Here is a 20,461-nt window from a genome sequence, read left to right as displayed (position 1 = left end):
ACAACATTTGCCGCCTTTTCAAAACTCGCCAAAATATTTATACTTTTGCCAAACGCTAATAGAAAGGGTGAACTTCAATGACAATTCCAGACGAAGAATTTCTATCAAGGTTTTCAGGACCAGCGAGACGCGCATTAGAAAGCCACGGCATCACCACAGCTGAAGAATTATCGGCTTTCGCAGAAAAGGAAGTGCTGCAATTTCATGGAATGGGACCGGCTTCATTGCCAAAGCTTCGGGATGCATTAGAAGAGAAAGGATTAACATTTAAAAAATAATTGCCAAAAAGATCCAAGCCTCCAGCTTGGATCTTTTTTTATGCATTTTCGAAGGACTAAAGTACTTGTCTGAAAACAATTTATAAATATTTAAAATAAACCTTGGGATTTTAGAATCATATGATATTATAAAATTATCTAATTATTCAGATAATAATGATAGAACGGAAGGAGTTATGTCTCATGAAGAAACGTGTGCACGTGAAATTCTTCAGCAGCTTCCTGTCCCTCGCCCTGGTTCTCTCATTGCTCATGCCCTTTGATACTGCAGAGGCTGCCGCGGAAAAAAATCCGTATAGCAAAACAGCCTACACTGCAGGAGAGCTTCAAGCCAAAACCACCATTGTGGAACAGCTTCAATTGTCAAAAAGCACGGCAAAGTTACATAAAGATTTGCAAGATCTTTCCGGCAGCCAAGAAGTGCCGGTCATTATCCATCTATCGGAAAAACCGGTAGCATTGCAAAAAGGAATAGCGGAGTCTGCTGGACAAGCATTCACGGCTTCGCTCGAAAGTTCAGCGGAAGTGAAAGTCGCTAGCCAGCAAAGATCGGCCAAAGAAGAAATGGCAAGCGAGCAGATTTCATTCGAAGTTGGCTTTAGCTATAAAACGGTGTTGAACGGTTTTTCGGCAACGGTTAAAGCTGATGACTTGGACAAATTGATGGGAATCGATGGCGTAACGTTAGTGGAACCGGATGTCACGGTACGAGCCGCTTCGGTAAAAGCGGGCAGCGCGGAAGTCAAGCCGGCGATGAATATCAGCGCACCGTTTCTCGGAATTGAGAAATTATGGGCGGAAGGCATTGACGGCAAAGGCATCAGCGTCGCAGTCATTGATACGGGAATCGATGCCGACCATCCCGAATTTAAGGGAATTTACAAAGGCGGCAAAAATTTCGTCAAGCATTCCTCGGTTTATACACGGCCGCGTGCAGCAAACGACGCTTCTGAAACGCGTCCATCAGAACGTCCCGGTAACTTGCCGGAGTTTGATGAAAGCGGCGATCCGTTCTATACATCTCACGGTACGCATGTGGCAGGGATCATTGCTGCAAACGGAGCTAATAAATACAAGGTGAAAGGCGTTGCACCAAAAGTGGATCTTTACGCATACCGAGTACTTGGGGCATATGGCAGCGGCTTGAATTCAAGCATCGTCGCAGCTATCGAAGAAGCAGTCAAACAGGATATCGATGTCATCAACCTATCGCTTGGTGGCGGCACGAATTCCGAAACGGATGCAGGTTCTTTTGCCATCAATAATGCGATGCTTGCCGGAACTGTCGCGGTTTCCGCAACGGGTAATTTCGGCCCGGACCGCGGTTCGATCGGCACGCCGTCTACCGCACGCCTCGGTATTGCGGTCGGAAATACGACAGCACCAGAATCGGTTTACAGCGGAAAAGTGACGGTCAAAGCTGGGCTATTCAATTACGCGAAAGTGAACAAACTGATGCTTAAAACTTTCAACATGGACCCGGCCAAGCAATTGGCGGGAAGCTACGGAATTGTCTCCATTCCTGGATTCGGCAAAGAGAATAACTTTAATGGACTGAATGTGAAAGGGAAGGTGGTACTCATCTCGAGAGGTGAAATCCCATTTGTAGAAAAAGTTGAAAATGCCAAAAAGGCAGGCGCAGCAGCGGTTCTCATCTATAACAACAGCAGCCTTTCAGAGCCAGCTGGGGCATCTCTCGGCGAAGGGCTTGATGCGCTTCCGACTTTCGATTTATCAAAAGGAGACGGGGAAGCGATCAAAATCATGATTTCGCAAAATACAGGAAGTGTTTCATTCAGCGATTTTACTGAAACCGTCTTAAAAGGCGATGACATCAACGACACCAGCTCGCGCGGACCGAGTACGCCGAATTATGATATTAAACCGGATGTCATGGCACCCGGCACCAATATCATGTCGACGCTGCCGATGTATAAAGCCGACAACCCGAAAGTGAGGTATGACCTCGCTTATGGCAATGAAACCGGAACTTCCATGGCCGCACCGCATATTGCGGGAATCGCCGCGCTTTTATTGCAGAAGCATCCTGATTGGTCACCGTTTGATGTGAAAGTGGCGCTATCCAATACGGCTAAGATTTTGGATACGAAAAAGTACGATGTATTTACTCAAGGGGCCGGTCGGGTCGATCCGTACGAAGCGCTCTATCCCGATATCTTGGCTTACGCCGAAGATGAAGCGATCCTCGACGAAAGCGGCAAACGCGTGCCGAATGTCAAAGGCACTGTCACATTCGGTTCATTGAATCCTGGGGCAGGCCCGATTTCAATTGTGAAGGAAATTAAAATAAAAGATATGGATGGGGGCGGCGGAAACTACACCGTTTCAGTGGATACACTGAAGACGTTTGCGGACGCCAAAGTCACGGTCGACAAACCGGCGTTTGCCTTAAACGGCGAGCAACTGATCAAAGTGACCTTGACCGCTTCTCAAAATGCGAACTTCCAAATGGGAGATGAAACGCAGGGGTATATCCGCATCAAATCAGAGTCCGGAAAATCCAAGGAAATATCCTTGCCGTTCGCCGCAGATTTTGGCGGCGCGCCAACAGAAGTGAAAGATTTCAAAATGACGGAAACCGATCTTTCATTTAATGGCGATGGTATCAAAGATAAAGCGGAACTGAGTTTTGCTTTGACGGAAGATGTCAAAACAAACTTCATCCAGTTGTGGAACATCATGGATCCGGCAGCTGGCGTTGAAGGCGACGGCTATATCGGCTATTTGTACGCAGCGACTACACTTTCAGCCGGCTCTTACCGAATGGACATTGACGGCAACTATATCCCAGGCAGCGGCCCGGAAGAAAAGCCGATTCCGGACGGTTTGTATACGATAGATTATACGGGGCTGACCGTGTCCGGCAATCCGCCAGTCGTCAGTGCTTCGCTCGGTCCGGTCATCGTCAAATCGACCGTGCCGAAAATTTCCGGTACGGTGCGCGGAGGCAAGGCAAGCGGCAAAATCACCGACAAATACATCGATTACTATAAAGAATTGACGAAGTACGGAACGGCTTTTGACCTCAATGAAAAACTGAAAGCTTCTTATAAGGTGACGTCTGGCGGCAAAGAAGGACCATCTGTGCCGATCAAGCTTTCAACGGATGGTACGTTCTCTTTCGCTGTCACTGCCGGCGAAAAAGATGCGGTCACCATCCAGGTTGAAGATGCGGCGGGGAATAGCGGCAAGCAAGTGATTTCCGGAAAAGGCGCTGCCAGTCCTAGCGGATTCAATGACACCAAAAACCACTGGGCTCGCACCCCAATTGAAGCTTTGGCAAGCCGCGGCATCATCGCCGGGAAAACAGCGACTACATTTGAACCGGAAAGCAACTTGACCCGGGCGGAATTCGCCGTGCTTCTTGCCCGTTCTCTTGAATTACCGTTGCAAGAATATCAAGGGACATTTAAAGACGTAGGTCCAAGTAAAGCATGGGCATATCCGGGAATCGAGGCTGCGGCCCGTGCCGGAATTGTCGCAGGGAAAAAAGACGGCAGCTATGCACCGGATGCACCGATTACTCGGGAAGAAATGGCCGTCATGGCAATCCGGGCAGTCGAGTTCCAGAATCCTTCTTTGCTGAAAAACTTAGGGAGGCCACATCAGTTTTTGGATGCGAAACACATTGGGAAATTTGCGAAAGAAGCCACTGCAAAAGCTTTCGCATTGGGCATCATTACAGGGCGTTCAGGGAATAAATTTGCTCCAAAAGACTTTACGACACGTGCAGAAACAGCGGTTATCCTTTATCGGACATTAAAGAAAGTAGAACTGATGAAATAGCCAAAATAATGAGAGCATGGAGTCTCCTTCCATGCTCTTTTTATCTGTATGTAATTTCCACACCGTTCTGGCATAGATTTCCTTGCCATGTTATGATTAGGAATGTGCGTATTTGATATAAAGGAGAAAGAATATATGAAAATTGCAATATTGCTGCCTTGTTACAATGAAGAATTGACAATCGGCAAAGTTATCCAAGATTTTAGAAAAGAACTTCCTGAAGCTGACATTTATGTTTACGATAATAATTCAAAAGATAAAACTACCGAAGTAGCAATTGCTAATGGTGCCATCGTGCGTCAAGAGCCGCGCCAAGGAAAAGGGAATGTGGTTCGGTCAATGTTCCGTGAAATTGATGCGGATGTATACGTAATGGCTGATGGAGACGATACATATCCGGCTGAATTCGTACATGAATTAATCAAGCCGGTCGTAAACCGCGAAGCGAATCTTGTTATTGGAGATCGCTTATCAAACGGAACTTATTTCAACGAGAACAAGCGGAAGTTCCATGGATTTGGAAATACCCTTGTAAAAAACTTGATTAACCGCTTGTATAAGAGCAAGATCAATGACATTATGACAGGTTACCGGGCATTTGACCGTCTGTTTGTTAAATCGCTTCCTGTCACAAGCCCAGGATTTGAAATCGAAACTGAAATGAGCATCCATGCTTTGGATAATCGATTTTTGATCAAAGAAGTGGCTATCGACTACCGCGACCGCCCAGAAGGCAGTGAGTCAAAACTGAATACGATACAAGACGGCATTAAAGTGCTTCGTATGATCTTTACATTATTCAAAGATTATAAGCCGTATTTATTTTTCACTTCATGGTCTGTCCTTTTTCTAATTCTAGGGTTAGTTGCTGGAGTTCCTGTGATTGTTGAGTACGTCCAAACTTCTTTCGTGACGCGTGTGCCATCGGCCATTTTGGCAGTCGGCCTCGTAATGTTGTCTATGCTGTCATTTGCTAGCGGGTTGATCTTGGATACGGTAGCGGGAACACACCGCAAGCAATTCGAACTTGAATTGATCCGGATCAGCGACCGAATCAACGGAGCTAATAAATGATGAAGAAAACCTACTTAATGAGTGCTGCTGTGATATTAGCAGCACTTTTTCTCAGTCTTGCTGCTGTCTTTTATTTCCAGCCGATATTAAATGCAAATCCGTTTCTTGTAATAGTTCTTACCTTATTAGTAGGGGGACTCTTGTTTTATCTCAAGTCTTTTCCAACAGAAATGGCGCAGTGGGAAAAGCCGAAAAAAGTGAGTTTGGCGATCTTCCTTCCGGTATTTTCTATTCTGGCAGCGTTCAGTTTAAAGGGGAACCAAGCTTTTCTTTTCGATAATCACTTCCTGATTGTTGCGGCTGTTTATGTGGGAACCTTTCTCCTGGTTGCTGCGGTTACACTGGCAATCATCCAGTTTGTCCTAAAGATTAAACCGGTGACAGAGCTCCATAAAACTTCATTATGGTGGGTTTTCCTTTACATGCTTCCGATGCTTGGCGCATCGATGATTATGTTCATCGCTTTTTATCCGGCTGCCATGACACCGGATTCAATGGCCCAGTGGGAACAGGCTAAGACGCAGGAATTTACAAACTGGCATCCTGTCATGTTCACTTGGACGATTATTCTATTGACGAAAATTTGGGATAGTCCGGGGATTGTTGCGCTATTCCAAGTATTCCTGCTCGCTGTAACGATGGGGTATATGGGGTATTTAATGAAACGCTTCCGCGTCAATCCCTTCATCATCTGGGCGATTTTAATCGGAGCTGCGATTCTTCCGATCACTTCAATCCTATCAATTACCATCTGGAAAGATGTTACTTACAGTATCTCGTTGTTGTTCTTCTCATTGTTAATGATTTTATTGGTCAAAACGAACGGGGAAGAGACGAAAAAGACTTCGTTCATGATTCTGTTCTTACTGAGCTCTTTCTTGATGGTGTTTTTCCGGCATAACGGATTTCCGGTGTTTGTTGTAACGATGATTGTGACGTTAATTATGTATCGCCATACCTGGAAACGTTTATTGCCGGCGGCATTGGTGATTATTATCATTCATCAAGTCATCACAGGGCCGGTTTATGAAAAATTGGAAGTGCATCCGTCAGATCCGCAGGAGGCACTTAGTATCCCAACTCAGCAAATCGCCAATATCGTTGTCAATGACGGAGATATGACAACGGAACAGCGCGAATACATCAATGATTTGATGCTGCTCGAAGTATGGCCTGAAAAATACAATCCATATAGCGTCGATCCGATTAAATTTGCCTGGGGCGATTATGACCGTTTTGTCATTTACGATGATTGGAAAGGCTACTTCACAATTTGGGGCCAGTTGGTTGTGCAAAATCCTGTGCTGGCAGTCGAAGGTTTCTTGAAGCAATCATCGCTTGTATGGCAGATGAACCTCCCGGATGATGGGAAAATGAATCGCTACGTGACCAATATTTACTACGGAAACGAATTTGGATTGGTCAATAAAGTCTTGCATCCTTACGTGACCCAACAAGCAGAAAAAGTTCTTCGGGTCAGTTCTCCTGCAGAAGAATATATGTGGCGGCCTGCTGTTTACATTTTCTTGATGACCTTGCTTGTCTACATCGCTTATTTACGGAACAATTGGCGTGTATGGCTATTATTGCTTCCGGTTGCATTAAATACTGGGGCTGTAACGGCCAGTATTCCGGCACAAGATTACCGCTATCTATTCAGTACAACCCTATTCTTCTTTGCTGCTTTGTTCATCAGTTTAATCTCATTTAAACAGGGAGGAAGGGCAGAAGATGAAAAAGCCTGATACGACGCAGCCTCTCGGCATTGTTTTGATGATTGCGGCCGCATTTTCCACGGCAACCGGCCAGTTGTTTTGGAAAATGGCGGAGTCGATTTTGGATATTCACATGTGGATCGGGTTTGTACTTTATGGGCTCGGGGCAGTTTTGATGACGGTTGCGTTCCGTTTCGGGAAACTCTCAGTGCTGCATCCTCTGCTGAGCATCGGATACATCGTTGCTATCTTTTACGGAGCCGTTTTCCTTGGAGAAGCGGTGACGCTCAATGTTTCACTGGGGACATTGATCATTTTAGTTGGAGTCATTATTATCGGGGGTGATCGCCATTAATCTCTTACTTGGCTTATTGCTCATAGCGATGACTTGGCTAGGCGCACTTGGCGGCTATTTCTTAAAAAAAGCATCCTCTTATGATTTGGAAAGTGAGCGCAATAAATTGATCGGGACCTTAGTCGTCGGAGTGGGTTTTTACGGATTCGGTGCCATTCTTAACATCATTGCGTTGAATTTTTTGCCCTATACAACGGTTTTTCCATTAACTGCTGTTACTTATATATGGACAATGATTTTATCGTACTTCATATTAAAAGAAAAAATCGGCTTCCGAAAAATTGCGGGTGTGCTTCTTATCTTAACAGGAGCCATTATTTTAGTAAGTTAAAAGGAAGAAAGAAAGCGCCAATATCCATTAGGGATATTGGCGCTTTCGCATTATTCATTTCTTATTTGATGCTCAACAATTGACTGGTCACATTTCCTTTGTTGTCTATGTGTTTAACAGATCCGTAGCCTTCAACTAAATAATATTTGTAGCCATCTTCAGTGGTAACTTCGACTGCGTTAGTAAAGGTTTTGAAAGGCGTTTTGACCGTTTGATTTACACCGGTAATAGTAGAAATGTAAATTTCACCAAGGCCGTTTTCAAAAGTTTTGCCGACCTTAACCGGATAAACTAAGTCAAGATCCGATTCAGAATAAGGATAAATGGCACGGAGCTCATCTTTTGTTTCAAACTCGATATACAAAGAATTTCTTGCGCCGAATGTATTGGTGCTAGTCCACATATAGCCATATTCTAAACCGCTGTTGGCATTAACATACTTGTAGCTTTCTGTGAATGTTCCTTTGGCAGTTTGGTAAGTATAGCTTTTCGTCTTGTCACGCAAATAAGAGTTTTCCATATGAGTATCGTTTTTGAATTTCGGCTCCAGGACACGGGCAATAAAAGCGGATAGCTGGCCGCGTGTAATCGCTTGTTTAGGGCGGAATGTTCCATCGGTATAACCGGCTGTCACATTGGCTACAACTAAGTTGCCGATTGCATCATAAGCCCGCATGTTTTCGGAAACATCTTTAAATGCTACGCCGCTCACATTGGCGATATTGTAGATGCGATCTAAAATCATTGCCATATCGCCGCGTGTGATTGGGGCATCAGGTCTAAAGGTACCGTCTGGAAAGCCTTTAATATAGTTTGCATTATGCACCGCGGCGATATAGCCGCTTGCTTTTTGAGATTTGGAAACATCCTTAAAAGTTGAAGTGGTCTGAGTGCCATCAAAGTTTTTCAATTTGCCGATCATGATAGCTGCTTCTGCGCGCGTCACAATCTTGTCGGGTTTAATGGTGCCGTCCCCGTATCCAGAAATAGCTCCTTTATCAATGAGGTAAGTCATTTCGTCATAAAAACCATGGCTTTTTGGCAAATCTGTCGCCGCTTGCGCAGGAGAGCCAAATAAGGTGAGTGCAAGTGCTGCTGAGATCATTGGAAATTTCTTCAAAGAATCGTTCCCTTCAACTTTTTATTTGATGTTTACTTTACATCCGTTAATTCATAAAGTGTATCGCCATCATAATGGACGGTTTTGATTAAACCATAGCCTTCAGCCATGTAGTATTTATAGCTCTTGCCATCCCATTCTGGATCGAGGACGGAAACTTCGACTGCGTTGGTGAAGGTTTTATAAGGCGTTGTCACTTTTACATTTACACCGGTAATTTTAAATGGCGGTAAATCAGTGTCGCCGCTATCGAAAGTCTTGCCTTTTGTGATCGGGTAGACCAGGCTAGCTGTAAATCCATCTTCCGGGAAGCCCGTAATATACATTTCGCGGCTTTCATGCTCCGCATAGAAATAATCTTCGCTGTCATCTTTGTAATCGACTAACCAAAAGAAGCCTTGTGGCTCATCAAAGTATTTCGCGCTGTCTACATATTTTTCAGTCGACACTTCGCCGGTGATTTCACGGTATGTGTATGTTTTTGTTTTATCTTTCAAATACGAATGCGCCTTATGCGTATCGTTCTTGAATTTCGGCTCAAGGCCCCGAGCTAGGAAAGCGGAGAATTGTGCGCGGGTTGTTGCGTTATTCGGTTTGAACGTTTGATCTTTATAGCCAGCTGCAATGTTTGCGCTCACAACTTCGCCAATGGCTTCATAAGAACGCATTTTTGGTGTAACGTCTTTGAATTCATCCAGCCCGCCGATGGTCATCGGGAACACACGTGAAAGGATGATTGCCATATCTCCACGGGTAATTGCAGCATTCGGTTTAAAAGTGCCATCTTCATATCCTGAGATATAGCCAGCTTTTTCAGCTGCTGCGATATAGCCGCTCGCTTTTAGATTTTTTGTTACATCTTTGAATTTGGTAGCGCTTTGCGTACCATTAAAGCCCTTCAATTTGCCGATCATAATTGCAGCTTCTGCACGGCTAACTGTTTTATCAGGCTTCAGGCTGCCATCTTCAAATCCTGAAATGACCCCTTTAGTGACCAAATAGTTCATTTCGTCATAAAAACTATGGCTCTTTGGCAAATCGGTTGCTGCTTGTGCGGGTGATGCCAGTAAGCCAATCGCTAATACTGCACCCATGATCAATGGAAACTTTTTCAAAAACGACACCCCTCAAATTTAGTTGTTTACATCTGTGTATAAAAGACAGGTTAGCATTAGTTATAGTTGCTTTATCCTACTTGACTCTCCACAAACCCTATTCATCAATAAAGTCATTTTGTAACACTTTTGTAATATTAATGTAACAAAAAATCCAAAAATAGTAAGTAGGTCTTTTTATGCAATTATTCTACGCTATCGTGCCCTTCAACCTACTAGACGCTTCAGAATTTAAAAAGTCTCAAAAATTCTCAGTTTCTTGAAAATTTTCTCCATTATTTTTATTAATTTTTTGTAAACGTATTCATTTGTTTAATCATTAGGCATATAATTAATTAGCTAGATTATTTCAATAATAGGGAGATGGAAGAATGGCAATTGGGAAAAAAGCGTCGATGGCTTTAGCGGCATTTGTTTTAGCGACGAGTGCGATGGCAACAACGGTTCCTGCTCAAGCAGCAACAAAAGAAGTGACGCGCGGTGAATACATCAAACAATTGGTGTCTTCTCTTGATGTGAAGCTAGGAGATGGATCGACAATCGCTTTTAAAGACGTCGATGCAAAATTGGCGCCTTACGTGGAAGCAGCTTATAATTTAGGTTTGACTACCGGCAAGACAAAGACAACGTTCGCGCCGAACGAAAAACTTTCACGTGAGCAAGGCTTCGCAATGGCGGCCCGTGCAGTGGATTCAGAACAAGAATACACAAGCACACTGCTTAAAAAATTCAAAGACAATCGTTACCTTAGCAAAAGCCTAGTTGTCGATTTGTCTGAAGCAGTCGGCATCGGCTTATTAAAAGGCTACGGCGATGGCACAGTGAAACCGTCGAAAGGCATTTCACAAAATGAAATGAACGCGTTGATCAAGCGTTTATTGAAAGAATACCAGCCCGTAAATCCTGAAGCCGTATCGCTCCGCATTCTTGGAACGTCCGATCTTCATACGAATTTCGTCAACTACGATTATTACCAAGATAAAGTATCGAACAGCCTTGGTTTAGCGAAAACAGGTGTCTTAATCGAAGAAGCGCGTGCGCAAAATCCGAACACGATGCTATTTGATAACGGCGATTTGATCCAAGGAACGCCATTCGGCGGCTATAAAGTGACGGTTGACCGCCTTGAAAACGGTGAACTTCACCCAGCTTACGCGGCGCTAGAGTCATTAGACTTCGATGCATCGACGCTAGGGAACCACGAATTCAACTTCGGCCTCGACTATTTGGATGAAGCGCTTGACGATGCACCGTTCCCAGTACTGAACGCAAACGTCTACGATGCAGCAACAAAAGAAAACAAATACAAGCCATATGAAATCATCGACAAAGAAGTGGTTGATGGCAATGGCGACAAACATACGATCAAAGTCGGCGTGATCGGCGTCGTTGCACCGCATATTATGAAATGGGACCGCGCGAACCTTGAAGGCAAAGTCATTGCTGAAGATGCGGTCGAATCTGTAGAAAAATTCCTTCCTGAAGTCGAAAAAGCGGGCGCAGATGTGGTCGTAGTTCTTTCCCACTCAGGGATGGGCGATGAAACGCACGATGTCGGCGAAGAAGACATCACGTACCAGCTTTCTGAAATTGACGGCATCGACGCGATCATCACAGGGCATAACCACGATCTATTCCCTGGATCTTACGGCGATTTAAAAAACGTCAACCAAGAGCAAGGCACAATCAACGGTACGCCAATCGTAATGCCAGGGAAATTCGGCAGCCACTTGGGCGTCATCGATTTGAAACTTTCGCCTAAAGGGGAAGAGTGGGAAATCGTTTCTGAAAAAGCGGCACTTCGCGCAATCGATTCCAAAACTGACAAAGTAGCAGCACAAGTCATCGAGGCAGTTAAAGAGACACACGAAGCGACGATTGACTATGTCCGCAGCCCAGTCGGCAAAACGACAGCACCGATCAATAGCTATTTCTCCCAAGTAACAGATGATCCATCAATCCAAATCGTCAACAATGCACAAAAATGGTACGTAGAGAAGAAAGTGGCCGGCACAGCAAACGCTGACCTGCCGATCCTTTCAGCTGCAGCACCGTTCAAAGCAGGCGGACGCAACGGTTCGGATTACTACACAGAAATCAACACAGGCGAAATCGCAATTAAAAACGTTGCAGACCTTTACGTCTTCGACAACACCATCTTCACATTGAAATTGACGGGTGCTGATTTGACGGAATGGCTGGAAATGTCAGCAGGCCAATTCAAGCAAATCAACCCGTCGGCAACAGGCGAGCAGCAATTGATCAACCCGGATTACCGCACGTACAACTTTGACGTAATCGACGGCGTCACTTACGACATCGACGTAACGCAGCCAGCGAAATACGACGCGGACGGCAAATTGGTCAACGAAAAAGCAAACCGCATCAAAAACTTGAAGTATGATGGAAAAGCAGTAACAGCGACTCAAGAATTCCTGGTCGTTACAAACAACTACCGCGCAAGCGGCAATTTCCCAGGCGTGACAAAAGCGAGTGAGAAAGTCGACTACGCTTACGAAAACCGCCAAGTCATCATGGATTACATGGTCGAAGTCGGCACAATCGATCCATCGGCTGACAGCAACTGGTCATTCGCACCAATCGCTGGCAACCCGAACGTCGTCTTCGAAACATCTGGCAAAGGCCAAAAACTAGTGCCAGCCGGCAGCGGCATCAAATACCTTGGCGCTGCAGCAGACGGCTTTGCGAAGTACAGCATCGAAATCAAATAAGCGATTTTTTTGGGAGAGCCCTTCACCTTTGGTGGGGGGCTTTTTTGGTATGGGGTTTTTGGGGGGGGCGGGGTGATTTCGAGAGCGAGCGGGGGAGTTTCGCATGCTCAAAGGGTAATTTCGAGTCAAGATAAGGTAATTTCACACTTCAGGAAGAGATCAAGTACATGAATGGCTGCGTTTCGCTTGCAGCGAACCGCGAGGAAGGAGGCATTCGCTGGCGAATGCCTTATCTAAAGGAGGAGAGTTGGTTTCAAGACAGAATGGGGTAATTTCATGGGGGAGTGGGGGAGTTTCGCATGCGCAAAGGGTAATTTCGAGTCAAAATGAGGTAATTTCACACTCGCTGAAGAAATCAAGTACATGAATGGCTGCGTTTCGCTTGCAGCGAACCGCGAGGAATGAGGCATTCGCGGGCGAATGCCTCATTTAAAAGAGGAGAGTTGGTTTCAAGGAGGAATGGGGTAATTTCATGGGCGAGCTGGGGAATTTCACATGCGCAAAGGGTAATTTCGAAACGAAACAGGGTAATTTCACACTCAAACCAATAGAAAAGCTGACCTTTCTAAAAGGCCAGCGTACAAAATCATTTATAATAGTAGAATTGCCCTTTTTTACGTACGCGTTTCAGCTCTGCACGCAGCAAAACATGGCGGGCAGCATTTTTATTATGCAACAGTAAAAAATCCTGGCATTGGCGATTGGTGATTGTCGGAGATACAAGAGCGAACCAATCATCCAGCGCGTGACGGGGGCCATCCGAAATCTTCACCTGGCAAATAGAACAATGATAAGTTCGAGCACTATGGCGGCTTCCGATAGCGCCGCATTGTCGGCAAAGGATGCCTTTCTTTAATTCAGATGAATGGTATTTAAAGGTCTGGGGGTAGTTTTTCTCGCTGAAGGGTGAGTGTTGTTTGATAAGCAGTTCGCCGATACGAAGAAGTTCTTCGTTTGGAAGCGGCTGACCGTTCCGGGGGAGGGTAAAGATGAACCGATTCAAGGAATGGCCATATATGACAGGAAAGGTTTTAGGGATATTTTCGACCAGTGTCGTCGGATAAGGCAGGACAATCGCTGCATAGACAGGAAGAGAAACGCCCATTTCTTCAAATAAAACCAGCAGTTCTTCTCGCGCATTCCATACTTGCGTCACGGGGGAGCGGTAGCCAATTTCTTGTCCTTGCTTCGTGATTTGCCGCATATGCATGCTTTCTTCATCGAAAATCAGGGTGCCGGAGTAATTTTTCACTTCCAGAATTAGCGCGAAATAAGGCGTCAATACAATAGTGTCCATCTGACAATAAGCTTCGCTCAATTGAAGGTCGCTGATAAAAAGGCATTCCTTCCACCTCATCTGTTTCAACAGCCGATCAACTTCGATTTCACCGCCGTGTCCTGCTTTTATCATATAATGGGTCTTCTCAACATCGGGACAACTTTTATGGGAATGAGGGAGGCGATGCATTAATCTGGGCAACACCTCCAGCTCAATTGGCGAGATTCTTTCTTTAATAAACATATCATTCCTCCTTTTCTCCTGAAGTATACCAATTCATCAACCAAAACGACATATGATTTTAGACAAATCTGAAAAAATATAGAATGAATAAAATAGTAAGGGTGATTTCAAAAGACATTGGGGTAATTTCAAGTGGAAATAGGGTGATTTCGCAAAGGAACCCTCCTCCCACAATTTTCGTCTACTAAAAACACACCTTATGTAATCTGTTCATGGCACTATTTTCCATGTATAATGGCGATAATCAAAGGGGAATGCCACAATTAGCAAAAAAACATTTGAAAAACCAGGAGGAACCACTATGTACTGTTCGAATTGCGGACATAAGAATAAGGAAGGCGCTCGCTTTTGTTCAAGCTGCGGCGAACCGCTGGAAGAAAGACGCTCGAAGAAACCGAAGAAGAAAAAGGGCTTGTATGTCGGCATCGCTTCGGCAGTTTTGCTGGCAGGAGGCATCGGCGCGGCACAATTGCTAGGCGATGACAACGATGAACGGAAGCGGACAGAGCAGCCGACAGAAGAAACAGCTGACGTCACGGAAGAGGAAACACCGGAACCGGAAGAGCCAAAGGAAGAAGAGACAGCCGAGCCGTCTGCCGGTGAAGTGACGAAAGTCGAAACGATTCAGCCGCCTGCCGAACAGCAAGAGTTATCCGAACCAAAGACGCGTGAAAAAACCGCCATTATCAAAGAAACGCAGCAAAAAGTCTATACGATTAAAACTGAAAATGGTTATGGATCCGGCTTCTCGTTCAACGATAGTGGAATGGTTGTCACCAATGCCCATGTAGTCGCTGGCTTCACAGACGTCATGGTCCGGAACGTCAATGGCCAGGAGCAGCCCGGAAAAGTTATCGGCATTTCTGATAAATATGACGTTGCACTGATTAAAGTCGACGCTTACGAGGGCATTGCGCCGCTTGAAATCGAAATGAACCCGACCGATGTTGGAACCGAAGTCATCGCACTCGGCAGCCCGTCCGGTTTTGAAAACACCGCTTCAATTGGCTACCTGACTGGTATTGACCGCGATTTCGAACAAGACTTCCTTTATGAAGATATCTACCAGATTGATGCCCAGATTGCACCAGGCTCAAGCGGCGGCCCGCTGATCGATGCAAAAACGGGCAAAGTCATAGGCATCAATTCGCTGCTGTTCATGGATGGCAGCGAAATCGGCTTCTCGATTCCGATGCATTCGATGGTTGACCTAGTAACGAGATGGGCAAATAGCCCGATGACGGCGGACCAAGTCGCAGCCATGTTCCCAGCTTATGACGACTTTGAAAATCACGAAGGCGAAGACTACGAATACGATTACGAAAACGAAGGCAATCTCGCGTTTGACGAAGTTTTCCTGAGTGAATTCATCGGCGACTTCCGCTACTATTACGAAATCGCGCTCAATAGCGAAGATTTCTTCTACGTCGAAGACATGCTGCTGTATGACAGCCTGGCCTATATCGGCCTCCGCGATTACATCACGGAAATCACCGGCCAAGGCATGGAATACACATTCACCGATCTTGAAATCACAGGCGTGGAAATAAACGAAGACCACGCACTCGTCCATACCTACGAAGCGTTTGACTTCTTTAACGCAGCAGGGGAGGTAACAAAAGAAGAACGCAATAAAACCTATACCGTCGTCATGGACGATTCCGGCTTTTATTACATCTCGGATATCGTTAACCAGTAAATTTCAAATAAACCCATTTTTTCTCAAAAAACTTCCGAATCTCTATAGGCAAAAATTACTGATTAGGCTATAATGAATGTAACTTATAGCCCTTATAATTTTTAATTAAAGATAAAATACTATGGAGAGTAGGTAAAAAGGTTTATGGAGGAATTCGAAATGTATCAAACCAAGCTTGAAGAGCAATTTGGCAAACCCATGAAAGAGATCATTTACGAATACTACATCACGAAAAACTTCGGACCATCCGTAGGGGCAAAAGAACTCGGAATTCCACGCCGCGTTTTTATCTACTTTCGGAATTACTATAGTTTAAAAGAAGTCAAACACGCGCTGCATACCGACCAAAACCTTTGCCCGGACAAATGAAAAACGCCATCCGCTTTTTAAAAGTGGATGGCGTTTTTTGCTTTTCTTTATTGTCCAGACTCCAGCGCCTAGCTCCTCGGGGTCTTAAGTCAGCCCACTCCGGAAATCAGGATTTCCTGCGTGTTCTGCCTTAAGCCTGTCGGAGCTGGATAGACGCTTCCGCTTTTCTTATAGTCCAGTGGCCTTGCTGATTAAATCGCTCTTGCGCTGTTCTTTGCGTGCTTCGTATTCAGAAACTAGGGAATCGGCATGCGATTCAGCCAAGCCGTTCGCTTTCAATTCCTTTTTCATTGAACCAAGCACTGCGTAGAAGACTGTGTCTGTACGGCCTTCGAGTTCAGTTGCTGCGGACATGTACTTATTATAGAAGTAACCGTAGCTGATGGATTCGCCTTTTGCTTTCTTCGCGTCATACTCGCTCTTTGCGCGGCCAACCAATCCGTTGATGCGTGAATTTGCCTGGTTTTCGATATCCGCTAAACTTGGTTCGTATTTCTGTTTGATCTGTGCGACTGTTACTTTGCCAGATCCAGCATCTGAACCGGAATTTCCAGATCCGCCTGCAGAACCTTTGCCTGAGTTAGAAGAACCGGATCCGTTCGATCCTGTATTTCCAGTTGTTGAACCAGAGTTTGATCCAGAACCGCTTGCTTTATCCGAGCTGCCAGAACTTGTTCCGCCGTTTGAAGTGGATGTGCCGGCTGTACCAGAAGTAGAGCCAGTCGATCCGCCTTCAGAAGCGCCGCCTTCGGAATTGCTTGAATTTGATCCTTCGGATGAATTTCCATCAGTTCCAGAAGCTGTTTCAGATGAAGAGTCTTTCGAACCATCCGCTGAATTTTCAGCGACACCTTCTTCTACTACATTTCCATCGCCATCGACAATAATTTTAGAACCGTCAGGCAATTCTACTTCATAATTTTCTTTTGTAATTTCATCCACCTGTTCGTCCGCTACGTCGTACTCCTTAAATTGGAATAAATACACTAAATAGCCCGCGACACTTAAAAAGATGATTCCTAGTACCAAAACAATCTTTTTCCAATGTTTTTTCATGATATTCCCTCCTTAATAAATGAATATATTTTCCGCAATAATATAATAATTAGAAATTATAAACAAACAATATAGTTCTGGATAAATTAAGTTGTAGTGTAAAAAATATTAAGCTACAATTAGACAATAACATAAATATTGTTTCATTTCTTAGAAAGTTAGCGGGATATTTTTTTGCTTTTTTAGTAAAATGTTCTAAAACTATTCAAAAATCTGCACTTATTGGAATTTTTGAAGTATATAAAATATGAGAATACCACTTTATAGCAAGTGAGGTTCTCATAAAATGTAATAAGAATAGTGTGTTCTATGCATGGAGTTTGTAGTAATGGAGGAAGCAACAATGATCGATACACATTCACATATATTACCTGGTCTTGACGACGGTGCAGAAACTATGGAACATACAAAAAGGCTCCTTGAAAAAGCAGTGGAAGAACAAATCACCGGCATCATAGCAACCCCGCATGGCCACCATCCGAGTTTTAAAACCGATATCCAAGCGATTAAAACTCAGTTAGCCGCAGCTAATGCTTATATCGAAGAACAACAACTGCCAATTAAAATATATAGTGGCCTCGAATGCCGCTTATCTGAACAACTGCCGCAACGATTGAAAGACGGTGAAGCATTAACGCTTGCAGGGTCACAATATGTCTTACTTGAATTGCCGTCATCTGGAATTCCAGCTTACACGGTGCCTATTATTCAGCAGCTTATTTTAGCTAATTATGTGCCAATCATTGCACATGTTGAACGGAACCAAGGGATTATTGAAAAGCCTGAACGCCTTCAAAGGCTGCTTCTCCATGGCGCGGTTTCACAAGTTACAGCCGGGTCACTTGCAGGTAGTTTTGGGAAAGTTATTCAAAAGACAGCATTAACCTTGATTGATGCAAACTTGATCCATGTCTATGGATCTGATGTTCACAACTTAGATAAACGCCCATTTCTATTTAATGAAGGACTTAACTATTTAGAAAAAAAAAATCGACATGAAATGGTTGATTTAATGCTTGAAAACAATGAACGGATCCTCTCCAACCGCAATCTGATTGTCTTGGAGCCTCAGGACATACCGAAACCAAAATGGTGGAACGTCTTCGCATAAGCAGAGGCGTTTTTTTATTTGGTAATTACTAGTTACCTTAAGGTAAGAAAAAGGAGAGAAAAACTATCTGTATCATAAAAGTATATGGATTAAATGGCATTAATCGAAATATATTTAAACTATGCTGGCTAATCAAAAAATGAACGAAAAATAGAAATGAAGTTGGTTTCTCTAAAAATAGTATTGGTCAAGAAATTTGAAAATGACATATAGCGAAGAGCAAGTTAGGTATCACTTAAGAATTCGTTCTGGAATGAGTTAAATTACCAACTGTATCGAGGGATTTGCTTGAAGTCATATCTAAATAACCAAATACGGTCATCATAACTGCTTAGTATTGCTAATAAAATATGATTATATTTCAAAAGCCAAGAGTTACATCACAAATTTTATTATCTCAATTTCGACTTATGAAGATATTTACAAATAAAAGATGCAAAGTTTTAAGTACTCAATTTTAGTTTGAAAATCTATTATATAAATCAAAAACTGCTGGTATAAATGAATACCAGCAGTCTATCAATATAATACTATTTATCAATTTGAATTCATGTTTCATAATGTTATCTGTTACATGATTGTGTCTTTTTAAAGAGATCCTTAGAAGTTAAAATACAGAAACTCACTCACTTGCTGCAATTGCATCGTGCTGTAGAATAACAGCAGCGCAACGAAAATTGCCATCGGCACATTTCGTTTCATCTCATTTTTAATTTCGATTGAGTTTTTCGCAAACCAGCTGAGCAATAAACCAATCAGCAACAGAAAATACATTTGGATTGTTGGCGTATCAAACGGCAAAAGCACTACCCAGTCCGGATTGATATCCGGGAACAGCTTCGTAATGCCGGCAGGGAAGTAGAAGCCGTTGAAACCAAACATCGCTTTTAGCACGGTCATTGCATCTTCCAACGTTAACGCGCGGAAGAAGACCCAAGCTAAGTGGACGAATAAAAACGTCGTTATCCAGGCTACGATTCCGTTCATCTTATAACCCGCAAGTTTCCAGTAGCGGCAGATGATGCTTGCCGCACCGTGCATGACGCCCCATATCAGGAATGTCCATCCGGCCCCGTGCCAGATGCCGCTCACCAAAAAGATGATGAAGATATTCAAATATGTCCGCCGCGGTCCTTTCCGGTTCCCGCCAAGCGGTATGTAAATATAAGCGGTCAAGAAATGCGACAAGGTAATATGCCAGCGCCGCCAGAAGTCCTGGATGTCGCGCGCTTTATATGGTGAATTGAAATTAATCGGCAAGCGGATATTGAACAGCAAAGCTAGCCCAATCGCCATATCCGAATAGCCGCTGAAATCGAAATACAATTGCAGTGTATAGGACAGCGTCGTAAACCAGCTATCTAGGAAGGTCAGCGACCCCACATCGCTGTATCCCGTGTTCGCCCAAGCGGCAAATGTATCGGCAATCCCCACTTTCTTGAACAGCCCGATTGCAAACACCAACAAGCCCTTCGAAATATTCTCGTACTGGATCCGGTAATTCTTCTGATCCGTAAACTGCGACATCACTTGCCCATGATGCACAATCGGTCCCGCAATCAGCTGCGGAAAAAACGAAACGAATAACCCATAATTGAGGAAATTGTATTCCTTCGTCTCCAATCGGTACGAATCGACCAAATACGCAATTTGCTGGAATGTATAAAAACTGATCGCGAGTGGCAAAAGCAGCTCTTTCAGTACAATCTCCGAACCAAATACGATATTAATATTCTCTACAAAGAAATCATAATACTTATAATAGCCAAGCAAACCGATATTAAACAGAATGCCGAGCATCAGAATCCCTTTGCGCAGCGGCTTCGTCCGGTCCTTGCCGAGAAACGCCCCGATGATGTAATTAATCACCATCGACACTAAGATCAGCGGCAAATACGCCGGATTCCAATAACCGTAGAAAAACAGCGAAGCGACCAGCAGCCAACTTTTCGCAAACGGAATATGCAGGCGGCCAAGTATGTAATACACCACAAAAACAATCGGAAGGAACAAAAAGATAAACTCAAACGAATTAAATATCACAACGAAACCCCTCTGATCTTTAAGAATAGAACAATCAATCCATTCTACTAAATTTTAGTTAAAATTTAAATGGTAAATAAAGGATTTTAATTTGCTCTGTACTTTGCGGAAATCCATTAAATCATGGTATATAA

At 44.0% G+C, this 20,461-nt stretch carries 14 protein-coding genes and 1 pseudogene; 10 read left to right on the top strand and 5 right to left on the bottom strand.

The window, feature by feature from the left end; genetic code table 11:
* Nucleotides 1–86: 86 nt before the first annotated feature.
* From AC2EXB_RS14785 to AC2EXB_RS14760, 6 genes and pseudogenes are all read left to right on the top strand, one after another.
* Nucleotides 87–278, top strand: a pseudogene (locus AC2EXB_RS14785) (helix-hairpin-helix domain-containing protein); the annotation flags it as partial.
* 183 nt (nucleotides 279–461) lie between these two features.
* A complete protein-coding gene (locus tag AC2EXB_RS14780; protein WP_483602153.1) occupies nucleotides 462–4,085 on the top strand; it encodes a S8 family serine peptidase in 3,624 nt (1,207 codons plus the stop codon).
* Nucleotides 4,086–4,220: 135 nt separating this feature from the next.
* Nucleotides 4,221–5,159, top strand: coding sequence for a glycosyltransferase family 2 protein (locus AC2EXB_RS14775; protein ID WP_483602152.1), 939 nt, complete (start codon nucleotides 4,221–4,223; stop codon nucleotides 5,157–5,159).
* Nucleotides 5,159–6,904 (top strand): DUF6020 family protein, encoded by a 1,746-nt coding sequence (locus AC2EXB_RS14770; protein ID WP_483602151.1) that lies wholly within the window; start codon nucleotides 5,159–5,161, stop codon nucleotides 6,902–6,904. Before AC2EXB_RS14775 ends, AC2EXB_RS14770 begins: the two co-directional genes overlap by 1 nt.
* A complete protein-coding gene (locus AC2EXB_RS14765; RefSeq protein WP_483602150.1) occupies nucleotides 6,891–7,229 on the top strand; it encodes an EamA/RhaT family transporter in 339 nt (112 codons plus the stop codon). Before AC2EXB_RS14770 ends, AC2EXB_RS14765 begins: the two co-directional genes overlap by 14 nt.
* Entirely contained in the window at nucleotides 7,195–7,560 is a 366-nt protein-coding gene (locus AC2EXB_RS14760) for an EamA family transporter (protein WP_483602149.1), read from the top strand. The genes AC2EXB_RS14765 and AC2EXB_RS14760 overlap by 35 nt, the downstream gene beginning before the upstream one ends.
* A gap of 61 nt (nucleotides 7,561–7,621) precedes the next feature.
* Here AC2EXB_RS14760 and AC2EXB_RS14755 read toward each other — a convergent pair whose 3' ends face one another.
* A complete protein-coding gene (locus AC2EXB_RS14755; RefSeq protein ID WP_483602148.1) occupies nucleotides 7,622–8,680 on the bottom strand; it encodes an S-layer homology domain-containing protein in 1,059 nt (352 codons plus the stop codon).
* A gap of 32 nt (nucleotides 8,681–8,712) precedes the next feature.
* Nucleotides 8,713–9,795 carry an S-layer homology domain-containing protein gene (locus tag AC2EXB_RS14750; RefSeq protein ID WP_483602147.1) on the bottom strand — a complete coding sequence of 361 codons (1,083 nt, stop codon included), beginning with the start codon at nucleotides 9,793–9,795 and terminating at the stop codon, nucleotides 8,713–8,715.
* A 371-nt stretch (nucleotides 9,796–10,166) separates the two neighbouring features.
* Between AC2EXB_RS14750 and AC2EXB_RS14745 the strand changes: the two genes are divergently transcribed.
* On the top strand, nucleotides 10,167–12,527 hold the full coding sequence (locus AC2EXB_RS14745) for a bifunctional 2',3'-cyclic-nucleotide 2'-phosphodiesterase/3'-nucleotidase (protein ID WP_483602146.1): 2,361 nt from the start codon (nucleotides 10,167–10,169) through the stop codon (nucleotides 12,525–12,527).
* Nucleotides 12,528–13,113: 586 nt separating this feature from the next.
* Here AC2EXB_RS14745 and AC2EXB_RS14740 read toward each other — a convergent pair.
* Nucleotides 13,114–14,049, bottom strand: a complete 936-nt coding sequence (locus AC2EXB_RS14740) for a nuclease-related domain-containing protein (protein ID WP_483602145.1) — start codon at nucleotides 14,047–14,049, stop codon at nucleotides 13,114–13,116.
* Nucleotides 14,050–14,350: 301 nt separating this feature from the next.
* Between AC2EXB_RS14740 and AC2EXB_RS14735 the strand changes: the two genes are divergently transcribed.
* Both AC2EXB_RS14735 and AC2EXB_RS14730 read left to right on the top strand, forming a co-directional pair.
* Nucleotides 14,351–15,748: a trypsin-like peptidase domain-containing protein gene (locus AC2EXB_RS14735; RefSeq protein WP_483602144.1), complete on the top strand. Its 1,398-nt coding sequence runs from the start codon at nucleotides 14,351–14,353 to the stop codon at nucleotides 15,746–15,748.
* 159 nt (nucleotides 15,749–15,907) lie between these two features.
* A complete protein-coding gene (locus AC2EXB_RS14730; RefSeq protein ID WP_483602143.1) occupies nucleotides 15,908–16,117 on the top strand; it encodes a hypothetical protein in 210 nt (69 codons plus the stop codon).
* A gap of 168 nt (nucleotides 16,118–16,285) precedes the next feature.
* Here the strand turns inward: AC2EXB_RS14730 and AC2EXB_RS14725 are convergent, their stop codons facing one another.
* Nucleotides 16,286–17,173, bottom strand: coding sequence for a hypothetical protein (locus AC2EXB_RS14725; RefSeq protein WP_483602142.1), 888 nt, complete (start codon nucleotides 17,171–17,173; stop codon nucleotides 16,286–16,288).
* 328 nt (nucleotides 17,174–17,501) lie between these two features.
* Here AC2EXB_RS14725 and AC2EXB_RS14720 point away from each other — a divergent pair, with 328 nt between their 5' ends.
* Entirely contained in the window at nucleotides 17,502–18,284 is a 783-nt protein-coding gene (locus AC2EXB_RS14720; RefSeq protein ID WP_483602141.1) for a tyrosine-protein phosphatase, read from the top strand.
* Nucleotides 18,285–18,884: 600 nt separating this feature from the next.
* Here AC2EXB_RS14720 and AC2EXB_RS14715 read toward each other — a convergent pair.
* Nucleotides 18,885–20,327 (bottom strand): MBOAT family O-acyltransferase, encoded by a 1,443-nt coding sequence (locus AC2EXB_RS14715; protein ID WP_483602140.1) that lies wholly within the window; start codon nucleotides 20,325–20,327, stop codon nucleotides 18,885–18,887.
* Nucleotides 20,328–20,461: the final 134 nt, after the last annotated feature.

This window comes from Planococcus alkaliphilus (genome assembly GCF_057031095.1).
Note: the sequence above shows the minus strand (reverse complement) of the source record. Positions and strands in the feature narration are given on the sequence as shown.